General features: G+C 71.9%; 11 protein-coding genes. All 11 read right to left on the reverse strand.

Translation table 11 applies throughout. The features are described from left to right. Positions 1-153 precede the first annotated feature (153 nt). A complete protein-coding gene (locus A5708_RS22990) occupies positions 154-1,173 on the reverse strand; it encodes a cell division protein FtsQ/DivIB (protein ID WP_065030813.1) in 1,020 nt (339 codons plus the stop codon). Next, a complete protein-coding gene (murC, locus tag A5708_RS22995; protein WP_065030827.1) occupies positions 1,170-2,636 on the reverse strand; it encodes a UDP-N-acetylmuramate--L-alanine ligase in 1,467 nt (488 codons plus the stop codon). The genes A5708_RS22990 and murC overlap by 4 nt, the downstream gene beginning before the upstream one ends. After that, positions 2,633-3,856 (reverse strand): undecaprenyldiphospho-muramoylpentapeptide beta-N-acetylglucosaminyltransferase, encoded by a 1,224-nt coding sequence (gene murG, locus A5708_RS23000; protein ID WP_065030814.1) that lies wholly within the window; start codon positions 3,854-3,856, stop codon positions 2,633-2,635. Before murG ends, murC begins: the two co-directional genes overlap by 4 nt. Next, positions 3,853-5,559 (reverse strand): putative lipid II flippase FtsW, encoded by a 1,707-nt coding sequence (ftsW, locus tag A5708_RS23005; RefSeq protein WP_065030828.1) that lies wholly within the window; start codon positions 5,557-5,559, stop codon positions 3,853-3,855. Before ftsW ends, murG begins: the two co-directional genes overlap by 4 nt. A 7-nt stretch (positions 5,560-5,566) precedes the next feature. Further along, the gene (murD, locus tag A5708_RS23010) at positions 5,567-7,024 is read right to left on the reverse strand and encodes a UDP-N-acetylmuramoyl-L-alanine--D-glutamate ligase (protein WP_065030815.1); all 1,458 of its coding nucleotides are present in this window, start codon (positions 7,022-7,024) and stop codon (positions 5,567-5,569) included. After that, complete coding sequence (gene mraY, locus A5708_RS23015; protein WP_065030816.1) at positions 7,024-8,103, reverse strand: phospho-N-acetylmuramoyl-pentapeptide-transferase; 1,080 nt, start codon at positions 8,101-8,103, stop codon at positions 7,024-7,026. Before mraY ends, murD begins: the two co-directional genes overlap by 1 nt. Beyond that, complete coding sequence (locus A5708_RS23020; RefSeq protein WP_065030817.1) at positions 8,100-9,668, reverse strand: UDP-N-acetylmuramoyl-tripeptide--D-alanyl-D-alanine ligase; 1,569 nt, start codon at positions 9,666-9,668, stop codon at positions 8,100-8,102. Before A5708_RS23020 ends, mraY begins: the two co-directional genes overlap by 4 nt. Then, entirely contained in the window at positions 9,665-11,257 is a 1,593-nt protein-coding gene (locus tag A5708_RS23025; protein ID WP_065030818.1) for a UDP-N-acetylmuramoyl-L-alanyl-D-glutamate--2,6-diaminopimelate ligase, read from the reverse strand. The genes A5708_RS23020 and A5708_RS23025 overlap by 4 nt, the downstream gene beginning before the upstream one ends. A 106-nt stretch (positions 11,258-11,363) precedes the next feature. Beyond that, positions 11,364-13,439: a peptidoglycan D,D-transpeptidase FtsI family protein gene (locus A5708_RS23030; protein WP_065030819.1), complete on the reverse strand. Its 2,076-nt coding sequence runs from the start codon at positions 13,437-13,439 to the stop codon at positions 11,364-11,366. Then, positions 13,436-14,722 carry a hypothetical protein gene (locus tag A5708_RS23035; RefSeq protein WP_065030820.1) on the reverse strand — a complete coding sequence of 429 codons (1,287 nt, stop codon included), beginning with the start codon at positions 14,720-14,722 and terminating at the stop codon, positions 13,436-13,438. The genes A5708_RS23030 and A5708_RS23035 overlap by 4 nt, the downstream gene beginning before the upstream one ends. Next, positions 14,719-15,323, reverse strand: a 605-nt coding sequence (gene rsmH, locus A5708_RS23040; RefSeq protein WP_065030829.1) for a 16S rRNA (cytosine(1402)-N(4))-methyltransferase RsmH, incomplete at its 5' end; no start/stop codon positions are given. The genes rsmH and A5708_RS23035, both read right to left, overlap by 4 nt.

Genomic DNA, 15,323 nt, shown 5'->3' on the forward strand with positions numbered 1-15,323 from the left:
TAGTTCCGCGCAACCAGAACGGTATGGGTATGGCGCGCCCTAACCCCGCAGGCGCGCCGACACGCGTCCCGCAAATTTCGGGCAATTTTCCCGCGTCGGGCGGCGTGCGCGCTGCTCGGCGGCGCATCGCGCGGCGCGACGTGATGAAGATCGCTACTTGACCGTCGGCAGGTCCGGGCTGGACACGTCGTAGGTCTTGCCGGGCTGGGTCAGCAGCGCGGCCAGCTTCTCGGCCTTCTCGTCGGTGCGGTCGGTGGTGCCCCAGATCACCACTCGGCCGTCGCCGAGCGTCAGGGTGATCGAGGCCACCGAAGGGGCGGCGATGCGACCGACCTGGCCCTGGACCTCGGGACGCAACGCGGTCAGCACCTGCAGGGCGGCCTTGGTCGCCGGGTCGTTCGGCCCGGGGTCGGCGACGTCGAGGTACGGCAGCGCCGGCGGCGGCGGCCCGGTCGCGAAGTCCACGCCGTCGCGGTCGAACAGATGCGGGCCGTCGGGAAAGTCCTTGACCGCCACCGGGACTCGCTCGACGATGGTGATGCGCAGCGCCGAGGGGTACTGGCGCTGCACCCGCGCGCTGGCCACCCGCCGGATCGCCGCCACCCGGTCGGCGACCTGGTTGGTGTTGATCTGCAGGAGCGGCGTTCCGATCCGCACCCGCGCCGCGTCCAGAACCTCTTCCCGCGTCACCACCCCGGTGCCTACGACGACGATGTTGCGGGCCGACATCGCGGGGGTGAAATAGAGGATCAGGGCCAGCCCGATCCCGACGATCACCAGCAAGACCGTCACCAGCAGCATCTTCAGGCCCCGAACCACGCCCCGCGCAACGGGTTTGGGCTCGTTGACCAGCCGCCCGCCGGCGCGGCGCTTCGCCTCGCGGCGGGCCTCTTCGATGGCGGTGGCGCGGGCCTGCGCGGCGCGGCGCTCGGCCCGCTCCCGGCGAGCGCGCCGGCGGGGCCCCTCGACCTCGGCCTGGTCGGCCCCCTGACCGTCGCCCACGTCGGTTCCCGGCCGGGCCCCGCCCGTTCCGGTGGCGAGCGGTTCGGTGGCCGCGTTGTCGGCGCCGTCCTCGTCAGCGCCGCCCGCGTCGTCGTCAACGTCGCCGGCGGGTCGACCCGCCGCCGGTTCGCCGACAGCGTTGGCCGGGACGGGGTCGTCCGGTTCCGTCATCGCAACGCCCCGGGCGCGCTGCGATTGGCGCGCACCCGCAACGCGGTGACGATCTCGGGCCCCAGCAGGGTCACGTCGCCGGCTCCCATGGTGACGATGACGTCGCCGGGCCCGGCGGCGGCCGCCACCTGCTCGGCGGCCGCGGCGAAGTGTGGGAGATAGCGCACCGGCACGCTGACGTGCTCGGCGACGCTGGCCCCGCTGACACCGGCCAGCGGTTGTTCGCGGGCACCGTAGACGTCGAGGACGAAAACCTCGTCCGCCGCGTCCAGGGCCTGCCCGAACTCCTCGGCGAAAGCCTTTGTCCGCGAATACAAATGGGGCTGGAACACCGCGATGCTGCGGCCGTCACCGCTCTGCTCGAGCAGGGTGCGGACTGCCGCCAGCGTGGCGACGATCTCCGTGGGGTGGTGGGCATAGTCGTCGAACACCCGCACCGAGGCCGTGCTGCCGACCAGTTCGAACCGGCGGCGCACGCCCTCGAAGCCGGCCAGGCCGTCCAGCACCGCATCGATCGGGGCGCCGATCTCGAGCGCCGCCAGCAGCGCCCCCATCGCGTTGAGCGCCATATGACGGCCGGGCACCGACAGCCGCATCACCCGCGGGTGCTGCTCCGGGTCCAGTTCGGGGGCCAGCTGGATCTGCGCGACGGCCTCGGTGCCCTGCTGTTGCCACGACAACAACGTCGCGGCGAGTTCGTCGCCGGCGCGCGGGGATCCGTACCGCAGCACCCTGATGCCCAGCTCGGCCGTGCGCCGGGCCAGCGCCTCTGCCCCCGGGTCGTCAACGCACACCACCAGCGCCCCGCCGGGCGCCAGCCGCTCCACGAAGGCGTCGAACACCGCGACATAGGCGTCCGCGCTGCCGTAGAAGTCCAGGTGGTCGGTCTCGATGTTGGTGACCACGGCGACATTGGGCGTGTACTCCAGCAGCGAGCCGTCGCTTTCGTCGGCCTCCGCGACGAAGCAGTCGCCACTGCCGTGGTGGGCGTTGGTGCCGGCCTCGCCCATCTCGCCGCCGACCGCGAACGACGGGTCGCGCCCGCAATGCTGCAGCGCGACGATCAACATCGACGTCGTCGTCGTCTTGCCGTGCGTGCCGGTGACCATCAGCGTGGTGCGGCCGTCCATCAGCTTGGCCAGCACGGCGGGCCGCAGTATCACCGGAATGCCGCGCCGCCGGGCCTCGACGAGCTCGGGATTGGTCTTCGGGATGGCGGCGTGCGTGGTGATGACCGCGGTGGCACCGCCGGGCAACAGATCCAGCGAGGACGCGTCGTGCCCGATGTTGATCTGCGCGCCCCGGGCCCGCAGCGCGTGAATGCCGCGGGACTCCTTGGCATCCGAGCCGGACACCAGCCCGCCGCGGTCGAGCAGGATGCGGGCGATGCCGGACATGCCGGCTCCCCCGATGCCGACCATGTGCACCCGCTGCAGCTCGGGCGGCAGCTGCTCGGTGTTCACGAGGTTTCCCCGGTCCACCGGGCACTCGGGCGGAGCTGCGCCTTCCTGGCGATGTCCAGCGCCGCCTGGGCGACCTGGCGCGCCGCGTCGGGATGCCCAACCCGCGCGGCGGCGGCGGTCATGGCCGCCAGCCGCGGCGGGTCGCCCACCAGCCCCGCCACTTCCCGGGCCACCAGCTCCGGCGTCAGGTCGGCGTCGGCGACGATCATGCCGCCGCCGGCGTTGACCACCGGCAGCGCGTTGAGCCGCTGCTCCCCGTTGCCGATCGGCAGGGGCACGTAGATGGCCGGCAGGCCCACCGCCGACACCTCGGCGACCGTCATCGCACCGGACCGGCAGATCACCAGGTCGGCGGCCGAATAGGCCAGATCCATCCGATCGAGGTAGGGCACCGCCACGTACGGCGGGTCGCCCGGCCGGGGCTCGCGCAGGTCGAGCGTGTTCTTGGGGCCGTGCGCATGCAGGACGGCCACGCCGGCGGCGGCCAGCCCGGCGGCCGCCCCGGAGACGGCCCGGTTCAGTGAGGCCGCGCCCTGCGAGCCGCCGAAAACCAGCAACACCGGGGCGTCGTCGGCGAAACCGAAGAAGCGGCGCGCCTCGTCGCGCAGCGCCGCGCGGTCCAGCGAGGTGATGGTCTCGCGCACCGGCACCCCGACCACCTCGGCGCGCGGCAGCCCGCAGTCGGCCACCGCGGACAGCACCCGCTCGGCCGTGCGGGCACCCACCCGGTTGGCCAGCCCGGCGCTGGCATTGGCCTCGTGGATCACCACCGGGACCCGCGGCTTGCGGGGCGAGACCCCGCGGGCGGCCAGGTAGGCCGGCAGTGCCACGTACCCGCCGAAACCGATCACCACGTCGGCATCGACCGCCCTGAGCACGGCACGCGTTTCCCGGACCGCCCGCCACACCCGCGAGGGCAGCCGGGCCAGGTCGCCGCTGGGTTTGCGCGGCAGCGGCACCGGCGTGATCAGCTCGAGGTCATAGCCGCGCTCGGGCACCAGCCGGGTCTCCAGCCCCCGGGCGGTGCCCAGCGCGGTGATCCTGACTCGCGGGTCGAGGGCGCTCAGCGCGTCCGCGACGGCCATTGCCGGCTCGACGTGACCGGCGGTTCCCCCGCCGGCGAGCACCACCGACAGTGGCTTAAAAGACGACAACGCGGCACCGGCGGGCGAAGGGTTTACCCCCCGCCCGCCGGTCGGCTTGTTGACCGTGTCGTTCACCCGTAACGCTGACCTTCCAGTGCGCGAGCGCGTCGTGGCTGACGCTGGCCGGCCGCCTGGCTGACGCGGCGCTGGCCAGATCCATGATGCCTCGCCCGTGATCGAGCGGTACCCCCAGTCTGGCGAGACGGCCGCCCGCCCGATCGCGATAGCGCCGGCCGCAGCGGTGCGTCGGCCTTCTGGGAGGCCTTGCGGGGGGCCTTACGCCCCGGCGCGCCTGCGCCCTTGCGCGGCGGCTCGGCCGACTTCGGGCGGGCACGCTTGCGATCGCGGAACGCCTCCAGGCGCGTCGGCGAATAGGGCTCGGGCAGCGGCAGCCGCAGTATCCGGTTCACCTTGTCGTCGCGGCCGGCCCGCAGCGCGGCCACCGCTTCGGGTTCGTGACGAGCCGCGTTGGCCATGATGCCGATCATGAAAAGCGTTGCGGCGGTGGATGTTCCACCGGCAGAAATCAGCGGCAGCTGAATACCGGTGACGGGGAGGATGCCGATGACGTATCCGATGTTGATGAAGGCCTGGCCCAGCACCCACATGGTCGTGGTGGCGGTCAGCAGCCGCAGGAACGGGTCGGCCGAGCGGCGGGCGATGCGCATCCCGGTGTAGGCGAACAGCCCGAACAGCACCAGCAGCGCGAAGGCACCGACGAATCCGAGCTCCTCGCCGATGATGGCGAAGATGAAGTCGTTGTGGGCGTTGGGCAGATAGTTCCATTTGGCCACGCCCTGGCCCAGGCCGTCGCCGAAGATACCGCCGTGCGCCAGCGCGAATTTGGCCTGTCGGGCCTGGTAGCCGGTGTCCTGCGGGTCGTTCTCGGGGTTGATCCAGGACCGCACCCGGTCCGACCGGTAGCCGGCCGACATGGCCAGGACCGCGCCGGCGACGAAGACGGCGAACAACGAGGTGACGAACACCCGCAGCGGCAGGCCCGCGTACCACAGCAGGGCCAGCAGGATGATGCCCAGCGACACGGTCTGCCCGAGGTCGGGCTGCGCCACGATCAGCGCGAGCGCGATCACCGCCGCCGGCACCAGCGGAATCAGCAGTTCGCGCAGGCTCGCCCGCTCCAGCCGACGGGCGGCCAGCATGTGCGCGCCCCAGATGGCGAAGGCGATCTTGGCCAGCTCGGAGGGCTGCATGGAGAAGCCCGCGATCACGAACCACTTACGAGATCCGTTGGCCAGGTTGCCGATACCGGGAACGAGTACCAGCACCAGCAGGATGACCGTGACGACGTAGCCGGTGAACGCGACGCGGCGGATGAACCGCACCGACATCCGCAGCGAGGCGTAGCAGGCGATGAGCCCGATCACGGTCCACAGCACCTGCTTGCCGAAGATCACCCAGGCCGATCCGTCGGCGTCGTAGGACCGCACGCCGGATGCCGAGAGCACCATGATCAGCCCGAGTGTGGTCAGCAGCCCGGCTACCGCGATGATCAGGTGAAAGGAGGTCATGGGCCGGCCCAGCCAGGCGCCGAACCGGCTGTGCGAACCGCCCTCGCCGGCGGCGGCCTTGTCCTTCTTCGCCTTCTGCGGCTTATCGGCCCTCTTGACGGCCTTCTGGTCGGCCGTGGCTTCCTTGTCGGCCTTGGCTTCCGCGGTGGCATCCGTGGCGTCGGCGTCGTCGGCCAGCCCCGGCTCGGCCGTGGCTGTTTCGGTGGCGTCTTTCCCCCGGCCCAGCAGCCGGGTCAGTGCGTTACCCACGCCCGCCCTACCGGAGCGCCGCGCGCACGGCGGCCGCGAACGCGTCGCCACGGTCGGCGTAACCCGCGAATTGGTCGAACGATGCGCCCGCCGGTGCCAGCAGGACGGTGTCACCGGGCTGCGCCACAGTACGCGCTGCGGCGACCGCCGCGTTCATCACCGCCGCGCCCCGATTGTCACCCGTTTGTTTCACTTCTGTCACATCTGCCCCAGAAACCACAGCAGTCGCATCCATACCAGCATCCTCGCCTGTCACAACGTGCAGGACGGGGACATCCGGCGCGTGTCGCGATAACGCCTCTGCAACCTCTTGCCGGTCTCGGCCGATCAGCACCGCCCCGACCAGCCGCGACGCCATCCTGGCGACCTCGGCGTCGACCGACGCGCCCTTCAGCAGGCCGCCGGCGATCCAGACGACGCGGGGGTAGGCCAGCACGGACGCCTCGGCGGCGTGGGGGTTGGTGGCCTTGGAGTCGTCGACGTAGGTGACGCCGTCGGCGACGGCCACGACTTCGGCCCGGTGCCGCCCCACCCGGAAGGAGGCGATCGCGGCCGCGACCGCCTCGGCAGGCACGTCGACGCAGCGCGCCAGCGCCGCGGCGGCCAGGGCGTCGAGCACCCCGACCGGGCCCGGCACCGGGATGGACCCGACCGGCAGCAGGGCCAGGTCGTCGGCAAAGGCGCGGTCAACCAGGTGGCCGTCGCGCACGCCCAGCTCCCCCACCGCCGGTTCGCCCAGCCGGAAGCCGACCCGCACCGGCGCCCGAGCGGTATCCAGCAGCGCCGCCGCCCGGGCGTCGTCCAGGCCCACCACCGCCACCCGACCATCGAGCACTCGCGCCTTCGCCGCGGCGTACGCCGCCAGGCTGCCGTGCCAGTCCAGGTGGTCTTCGGCGATGTTGAGCACCACACCGGCCTCCGGTTGCAGCGAAGGCGCCCAATGCAATTGGAAGCTGGACAGCTCGACGGCCAGCAGCTCGGCGGGTTGCTCCAGGACGTCGAGCACCGGGTCGCCGATGTTGCCGCACAGCAGGCTGCGCCGGCCGCCGGCGGTGAGCATGGCGTGCAGCATCGACGTGGTGGTTGTCTTGCCGTTCGTCCCGGTCACCACCAGCCAGCGCCGCGGCGGCCCGTAGTGGCCCGCGGCGTCGAGCCGCCAGGCCAGCTCGACGTCACCCCAGATCGGCACCCCGGCCGCCGCCGCGGCGACCAGCAGCGGCGTCGTCGGCGCGAAGCCGGGACTGGTGACCACCAGCGCGTACCGGGAGATCTCGTCGGCGGCCGCCGAAGTGGATGCGGTCGCCACCCCCGCGTCGGCGTAGCCGCGCAGCCTGGCCGGGTCGTCGTCACACAGCGTCGGTGCCGCGCCCACTCGGGCCAGCGCCGCCAGCACCGCCTTGCCCGTCACCCCGCCGCCGGCCACCAGCACCGGCGCGCCGGGCGCCAGGGGTTCAAGACCGCTCATCAGGCACCGATCGCGCCCAGCCACTCACCGTAGAAAAGGGCCACGCCCAGCCCGCAGGCGATCGCGGTGAGCAGCCAGAAGCGGATGATGACCGTGGTCTCGGCCCAACCGGCCAGTTCGAAATGGTGGTGAAAGGGCGCCATCCGGAACACCCGGCGCCCGGTGGTGCGAAAAGTCAAGATCTGCAACACAACCGAGCTGACCTCGGCGACGAACAACGAACCCAGCACGACGGCGAGGATCTCGGTGCGGCTCGTGACCGACAGGCCCGCGATGATGCCGCCCAGCGCCAGGGATCCGGTGTCGCCCATGAAGATCTTGGCGGGCGCGGCGTTCCACCACAAAAAGCCGATGCAGGCGCCCGCGGTGGCGGCCGCGACCAGCGCCAGGTCCAGCGGATCGCGCACGTTGTAGCAGCCCAGCCCGGGAGCGGTGACACAGGCGTTGCGGTACTGCCAGAAGGTGATCAACACGTAGGCGGCGGTGACCATCGCCATGCTCCCGGCGGCCAGCCCGTCCAGGCCGTCGGTGAAGTTGACCGCGTTGGACCAGGCGCTGACGACGACCACACAGAACAACACGAACAGGCCCGGGGCAAGCGTGACGGTGGCGATCTCGCGCACGTAGGACAGGTCCGCGCTGGCCGGCGTCAGGCCGTTGTTGTTGTGGAACTGCAGCGCCAGCACGCCGAAGATCACCGCGGCGCCGACCTGCCCGATGGTCTTGGCCGTCTTGTTCAGGCCGAGGTTGCGCGACCTGCGGATCTTGATGATGTCGTCGAGGAATCCGACGCCGCCGAGCACGGTGGCCAGGCCCAGCACCAACAGACCCGAGACGGTGACGCCCTCGCCGTCAAAGGCCATCCCGGCCAGGTGGGTGCCCAGGTAGCCCGCCCAGATGCCGGCCAGAATGGCCACACCGCCCATCGACGGCGTGCCGCGTTTGGCGTGGTGGGTAGGCGGGCCGTCCTCGCGGGTGTGGTGGCCGAAGCCCTGCCGGGTGAACAGCCGGATCAGCGCCGGGGTCAGCAGGATCGACACGGTCAGTGCGATGGCGACGGCGATCAGGATCTGCCTCATGCGCGCGTCCCGCCCGCAGAGCCTTCCGAGCTTTCGGCGGCGAGCGCGTCGGCCAGCGCACCGAGTCCGGCGGAGTTCGACGCCTTTACCAGCACGACGTCGCCGGGTTGCACCTCGGCCCGCAGTAGAGCCAGGGCGGCATCGCTGTCGGCGACGTTGACGGCCCCCTTATCGGCCGCGCCCCAGGAACCCTCCATGACCGCTCCGTGGTGCATGGCGCTCATCGACCTCCCACTTCCCACGACAACGAGTCGAGACACATCTAAGCGCACGGCCAGCCGGCCGATGCGATCGTGCTCGGCTATGGCGTCCTCGCCCAGCTCAGCCATCTCGCCGAGCACCGCCCAGCTCCTGCGCTTTTCGGCGGGGCGTTGGCCGCCGCCCGCGCCCCCGCCGTGGGCGATCCAGGCCAGCGCCTGCAACCCGGCCCGCATCGAATCGGGGTTGGCGTTGTAGGCATCGTCGATCACGGTAACCCCGTCGGCGCGGGTGGTGACCTGCATGCGGTGCCGCGACACCGGCCCCGTTCCGGCGAGCGCGGCCGCCACCTGTTCGAGTCCGGCGCCGCATTCCAGCGCGACCGCGGCCGCGCACAGCGCGTTGCCCACCTGGTGATCGCCGTAGACGCCGAGTTGCACCTGCACCTGCGTCACCCCGGACGCGTCGCGCCGGTACAGGGTGAACCGCGGCCTGGCCAGCTCGTCGAGCGACACCGGCCCGGCCCACAGGTCGCTGGCGCCCGCGTTGGTGCGCTCGGCGCGCCCGACCCGAACCACCCGGGCGGCGGTCACGTTCGCCATGGCCGCCACCGCCGGATCGTCGGCGTTCAAGATCACCACCCCGGACGCCGGAACTGATTGCGGCAGTTCGGATTTCGTCCGGGCGATGGCTTCACGTGAGCCGAATTCGCCCAAATGCGCGGTGCCGACATTGAGCACCACCCCGATGGACGGTGTGGCGATGTCGGCCAGCGCGGCGATGTTGCCGGGATGCCGGGCCGACATCTCGAGGACCAGATAGTCGGTGTCGGCCGTCGCGCGCAGCACCGTCCACGGATGCCCCAGCTCGTTGTTGAACGACCCGGGCGGCGCCACCACCTCGCCCAGGGGCGCCAGCACCGCGGCCACCAGATCCTTGGTCGACGTCTTCCCCGACGATCCGGTGATGCCGACGATGGTCAGCCCGCCGGCCACCAGTTCGGCGGCCACCGCCTGGGCCAGCTTGGCCAGCGCGGCCAGCACCGCGGCCCCCGAGCCGTCCGGATCGTGCTCGAGCACCCCGGCCCGCGATCCCGAGGCCCCCTCGGGTGCGACGACGATGGCGGGAACCCCGACCGGCCGCGCGGCCAGCACCGCGGCCGCGCCGGCCGCCACGGCCGAGGCCGCGTGGTCGTGGCCGTCGCTGCGCGCCCCCGGCAGCGCCAGGAACAGCCCGCCGGGTTTGACGGCGCGCGAGTCGAATTCGACGGTTCCGGTGACGCGCAGTTCCGCGGCGTCCTGCGGCGAGATGTCGGACAAAGTGCCGTCGACGATCTCGGCGATCTGCGCGAGGGTGAGGTCGATCATGCGCGATCCTCCAACGCCTGCGCCAACTCCACGCGGTCGTCGAACGGGCGGACCACGTCGCCGGCGCGCTGTCCGGTTTCGTGGCCCTTGCCGGCGATGAGCACCACATCCCCGGGGCCGGCCCAGGCGACGGCGTGCCTGATCGCGTCGCGCCGGTCGGCGACTTCGACAACCTCTGCCGCGCAACCACTCCCGGTCGCACCGGTCAAGATTTCGCGGCGAATCGACGCCGGGTCCTCACCGCGCGGATTGTCGTCGGTGACGACGACCAGGTCGGCCAGCTCGGCGGCCGTCGCGCCCATCGGCCCCCGCTTGCCCGGATCGCGCTCGCCGCCCGCGCCGAACACCACCGCCACGCGGCGGCCCGGACGCGCCAGCGTGGTCAACACCGCACGCAAGGCGCCTGGCTTGTGGGCGTAGTCGACCAGCGCCAGGAAGTCCTGTCCGGCGTCGATCTTTTCCATGCGTCCCGGCACGCGGGTCTGCCGCAGTCCCGGCGCCGCCCGCTCCGGGGACACCCCCACCGCGTCCAGAAGGGCCAGCGCCAGAAGGCAATTGGCGACGTTGTAGTGCCCGGGTAGCGGGACCCCGACCTGATGCTTTGCGCCGGTGGGGTCGATGACGGTGAACTGTTGTCCCCCGGCGCCCATCGGGGCCACGTCGACGGCGCGCCAATTCGCGGGCCGCCCTTCGGCGCTGACGGTGATCGCGTCGCCGGCCCGAGCCGCCATGGCCCGCCCGGCCTCGTCGTCGATGCACACCACGACGCGGCGCGCCCGCAGCGGCGAATCCGGGTCGAACAGAAGGGCTTTGGTGTCGAAGTAGTCTTCCATGGTCGGGTGAAAGTCGAGGTGATCGCGGGACAGGTTGGTGAAGCCGCCGACTGCGAAGCCGGTTCCGTCCACCCGGCCCAACGCCAGCGCGTGGCTGGAGACCTCCATGACGACGGTGTCCACACCCTGTTCGGCCATCGCCGCCAGCATCGCCTGCAGTGCGGGTGCCTCCGGAGTGGTGAGCGCGCTGGGGATGTCGGCGCCGTCGATGCGAATGCCGATGGTGCCGATCAGCCCGGCCGTGCGGCCTGCGGCGCGCAGACCGGACTCGACCAAATAGGTGGTGGTGGTCTTGCCGGAGGTGCCGGTGATGCCGATGACGGCCACCCGCGCCGACGGGCGCCCGTACACCGTGGCGGCCAGGCCGCCGAGCACGCGGCGGGGGTCGGGGTGCACCAGCGTCGGCACGGTCGGGGCGCCGGCCGCGGTCATCACGGCGACGCCGGCGGGATCGGTGAGCACGGCGACGGCGCCGCGTTCGATCGCGTCGGCGGCGTAGCGGGCCCCGTGGGTCGTCAGGCCCGGCAGCGCGGCGAACAGGTCACCGGGCCGCACATCCTGGGCGCGCAGCGTCACGCCGGTGATCGTCACGTCGGGCACGGCGCCGCCCTGGCCTGGGGTGTCGGCCGGCACCGCGCTGATCTGGTCAGCCAGGGCGGGCAGCCGCGCGCCCGCGGCCGCGCTGGGGCGTAACCCGGTGGGCACCGGCACAGTCACACCTCCCTCCGACGCCACGTGATCCTCATGATCGGCCATGACACCCTACCTAGCCGCAACCGGCAGGGAGGCGATCCGCGCGCCGACGGGGCCGCCGGGCGGCTCCACGGAGGTCCCCCGGGCGCGGGCGTCGGGCGGCGACCCGCTAGGTGGCCTGCAACGTCAGGGGCGGGCCGGGGTCGGGCGACAGCGGCACGTTCTCGCGCTGCATGAGCCAGCCGGCGATGTTGTGAAACAGCGGGGCCGCCGAGTGTCCGGGCGTGCCGTCGGCGTTGCGCTCCGGGTTGTCCATCATGATGCCGATGACGTACCGGGGGTTGTCGACGGTGGCCATCCCGGCGAACGTGATCCAGTAGACGTTGTCGAAGTAGCAGCCGCAGGCCGGGTTGATCTGCTGCGCGGTACCCGTCTTGCCGGCCATCTGGTAGCCCGTCACCGCGCCGGCCGAGCCGGTGCCCTGCTGGTACCCCATCGGGTCCTTCTGCACGACGGCACGCAGCATGTTGCGCACGGTCTGCGCCGTCTGCGGCGAGACCACCCGCACGCCGTCCGGTCGCGGCTCCTCGGTACGGGTGCCGTCGGGGGCGATGGTGGCCTTGATGATCCGCGGCGGTATCCGCAGGCCGTCGTTGGCGATCGCCTGGTACATGCCGGTCATCTGCAGCAGCGTCATCGAAAGACCCTGGCCGATAGGCAGGTTCGAGAAGGTGCTGCCCGACCATTGGTCGATCGGCGGCACCAGTCCGGCGCTCTCGCCGGGCAGGCCCACGTTGGTGCGTTGCCCCAGACCGAATTTGCGGACCATGTCGTAGAAGCGCTCCGGGCCGACTCGCTGGGCGAGCATCAAAGTGCCGACGTTGGAGGACTTTCCGAACACGCCGGTGGTGGTGTACGGCATCACGCCGTGATCCCACGCGTCGTGGATGGACACCCCGCCCATCTGGATCGTGCCGGGAACCTGCAGCACCTCATCGGGATTGGACAGGCCGTACTCGATGACCGACGACGCGGTGATCACCTTGTTCACCGAGCCGGGCTCGAACGGCGAGGACACCGCGAGGTTGCCCAGTTGTTTGTCACCCTGCCGACCGATGTCCTGGGAGGGGTCGAAGGTGTTGTCGTTGGCCATCGCCAGCACCTCGCCGGTCTTCGCGTCCAGCACGACGGCCGAAACATTATGCGCGCCAGAGACATCTTTAGCCTGCTGAACCTGCTGCTGCACGTAGAACTGGATGTCGTCGTCGAGCGTCAGCTGGACCATCGAGCCGTTGACCGCCCGATGCCGGTTGCGGTAACTGCCGGGGATGACCACGCCGTCGGATCCTCGGTCATAGGTGACCGCACCGTCGGTGCCCGACAGCACCGAGTCCATGGCCTCCTCCAGCCCCAGCAGGCCGTGACCGTCCCAGTCGATGCCGCCGACGATGTTGGCCGCCAGCGATCCGCCCGGATACTGGCGCAGGTCCTGGCGTTCGGAACCGACCTCTGGATACTTGTCCGAGATCGCGCTGGCGACAGCGGGATCCACGGCGCGCGCCAGGTAGACGAAGTTGTCGTCGGTTTGCAGCTTCTTCAAGACGGTCGCCGAGTCCGGCTTGTTGCCCAGCCGGCTGGAGACCTCCTTGGCGATATCGCGCAACCGCTGCTGCGGATCAGGGGCGGCCGAGTTCTTGGCCTTGGCCTCCTCCAGCTGCTTGCGGATCCGTTTCGGCTGAAACGTCAGCGCACGCGACTCGATGGTGAAAGCAAGCTGGTCTTTGCGGCGGTCGATGATGCTGCCGCGCACCGCCTTTTCCACATCGGTGACCTTGAGCTGGCCGGCGGCCTGGGCGCGCAGCGACGGGGCGCTGGTCACCTGCAGGACGAACAGCTGGGAGGCAGCCACCAACATGAGCACCAGGATGACCACGTTGCCGGCGCGGTGCCGGAAGACGAATGACCCACCGCGGCTGGTCAACTCCACGATCTGGCGGGTGCGACGCTGCCGCGCCGAGTGCCCGTCCGTCACCGCCTCGGAACGCTGTGCCGCCCCGGCGCCCTTGGCCTGCTTGGCCTTCCGGAATCGCTTCGGTTCCCGCACGTCTCGGCCGACGTCGGCTTGCTGCGGTTTCGGGCGACGTTTGGGCTGCCGTACGCCCTTGCCCGCCAAATCCTTACGGGGACCACGTGTCGGCCGTGCCGACTGGGACCGGCGTGCCCGCGGGGATTCTCCGCGGCTCACCTGGGCGCACCTGGCGGCGCGCCGACCGCCGGCCCGGGCAGGCCGTTAGCCGGCGCGCCGGGGGCCACCGGTTGGGCCGGCGTCGCCGGGCGGCCCAACTGCAGCGGGACCGGAATCTCGGCGGACAACGGCGCGGGCATCTGGCCGGGAGCCGGAATGGGCAGCCCGCCCAAGGGAATTGGCACCTCGGCCGGCGCTGGAGGGGCCGCCGGTCCGGCCGGCATGGGCAGACCCGGCGTCGGCAATCCCGGCAGCACACCGGGTGCGCGCCCGGTGACCGGGCCGGCGGGCGTACCGGGCAGGGCGCCGGTGGCCGGGGCAGCGGGCATGCCGGGCAATGCACCCGTCGCCGGTCCGCCTGGCATGCCGGGCAGCGTACCCGGCACCGGCACACCGGGAGGGGCAGGCGCGCCGGGCACCGGGGGCACCGCCGGCGGCAGGTGCTGACCGCCCACCGTCGACGCGCCGTCGGGCGCGCGCAGCAGCGCTTCGGGCCCGGACCTCGCCGGGGCGGGGCCACCGGGGGCGGGCTCCAGCCGCATCGAGACCTCGGGCGGGGCGGCCGGCGGCTTGGGCGGCTGCGGCACCTCGTCGGGGAGCTTGTTGTTCAGCGGCGGCGGCGGAACGCCGTCGGCCGGCTTGGGGGTGCCGACCACCACCCAGTTCCCGGACGCGTCCTGCACCAGGTGCGCGGTGTCCCTGCTGGGGATCATGCCCTGCTTGCGGGCGGCCTCCGCCAGCGCGGGGGCCGCCTCGGCCTCACGCACGTCGCGCTCGAGCGCTTCCTTCTGCTGCTGCAGCAGCCGGGTCCGCTCCCGGGCGTGGCTCAACTTGTAGGACCGCTCAGCGGAGTCGGTGGACAACCACAGCGTCAGCCCGAGCCCGACGCCCAGCGCGCCGATGATCAGCACGACGAACGGCACCTTGCTGGCCAGCGTCCGCGGCCGCAGGTCGATGGCCGCCAGCCGGGCGGCCAGCCGCTCGGTCAGGCGAGGGCGAACAACTTTTGGCGCCTTGGCTTTCCGCGCCTTGGCCCGCGCTTTGGCCTGGCTGGTGCTCTTGGGCCGGGCCGGCCGCTCGACCGGCCGGGCGATGGGGCTGGTCTGCGGCCCGGACTTGGGCGCACGGGCCTCGCGGGCGGGCGCCGAGGTCCGGCCGTTTCGGGCGCGCCGCGCCGAGCCGGCTTCGGCGGCGGGCCGCCGGCTCCGCCGGGCAGAACCGTCGCGTCCACCCCGACGGTCGCTGCCGCCGCGCCGTTTGGACGTCTCGCGTTCTGCTCTCATGCGTTGCCTTTCCCGCTAGCCTGCTGTGATTGCATTCGTTGCAGCGCCCGCAATCGCACTGCGGCACTGCGTGGATTGCGTTCGACCTCGGTGGCGTCGGCGCGCCCGGCGCCGTGCGTCAGGGCCCGGAATCGCGGCTCGTGGCCGGGCAGCTCGACCGGCAGATCCACCGGGGTGCGCGACGCGACCGCCTGGGCGAAGAGCCGCTTGACGATCCGGTCCTCCAGCGATTGGTAGGCCATCACCACGATGCGCCCGCCGACGTCCAGGGCGTCCAGGGCGGCCGGGAGCGCACGCCGCAGCGTGTCGAGCTCGTCGTTGACCGCGACCCGCAACGCCTGGAACGTGCGCTTGGCCGGATGCCCGCCGGTGCGCCGGGCCGCGGCCGGAATCGCTTCGTAGAGCAGGGCTACCAGGTCCGAGGTCGAGGCGAACGGCTGACGCGCGCGCCGGCGCACGATGTGCGCGGCGATGCGACGCGCGAACCGCTCCTCGCCGTAGCGGTGCAAGATGTTCGCCAGCTCCGCCTCGTCGTAGGTGTTGACGATGTCGGCCGCGGTCAGCGGCGACGACGGGTCCATCCGCATGTCCAGCGGCGCGT

Origin of the sequence: Mycobacterium colombiense (assembly GCF_001672755.1) — a bacterium.
Classification (GTDB): domain Bacteria; phylum Actinomycetota; class Actinomycetes; order Mycobacteriales; family Mycobacteriaceae; genus Mycobacterium; species Mycobacterium colombiense_C.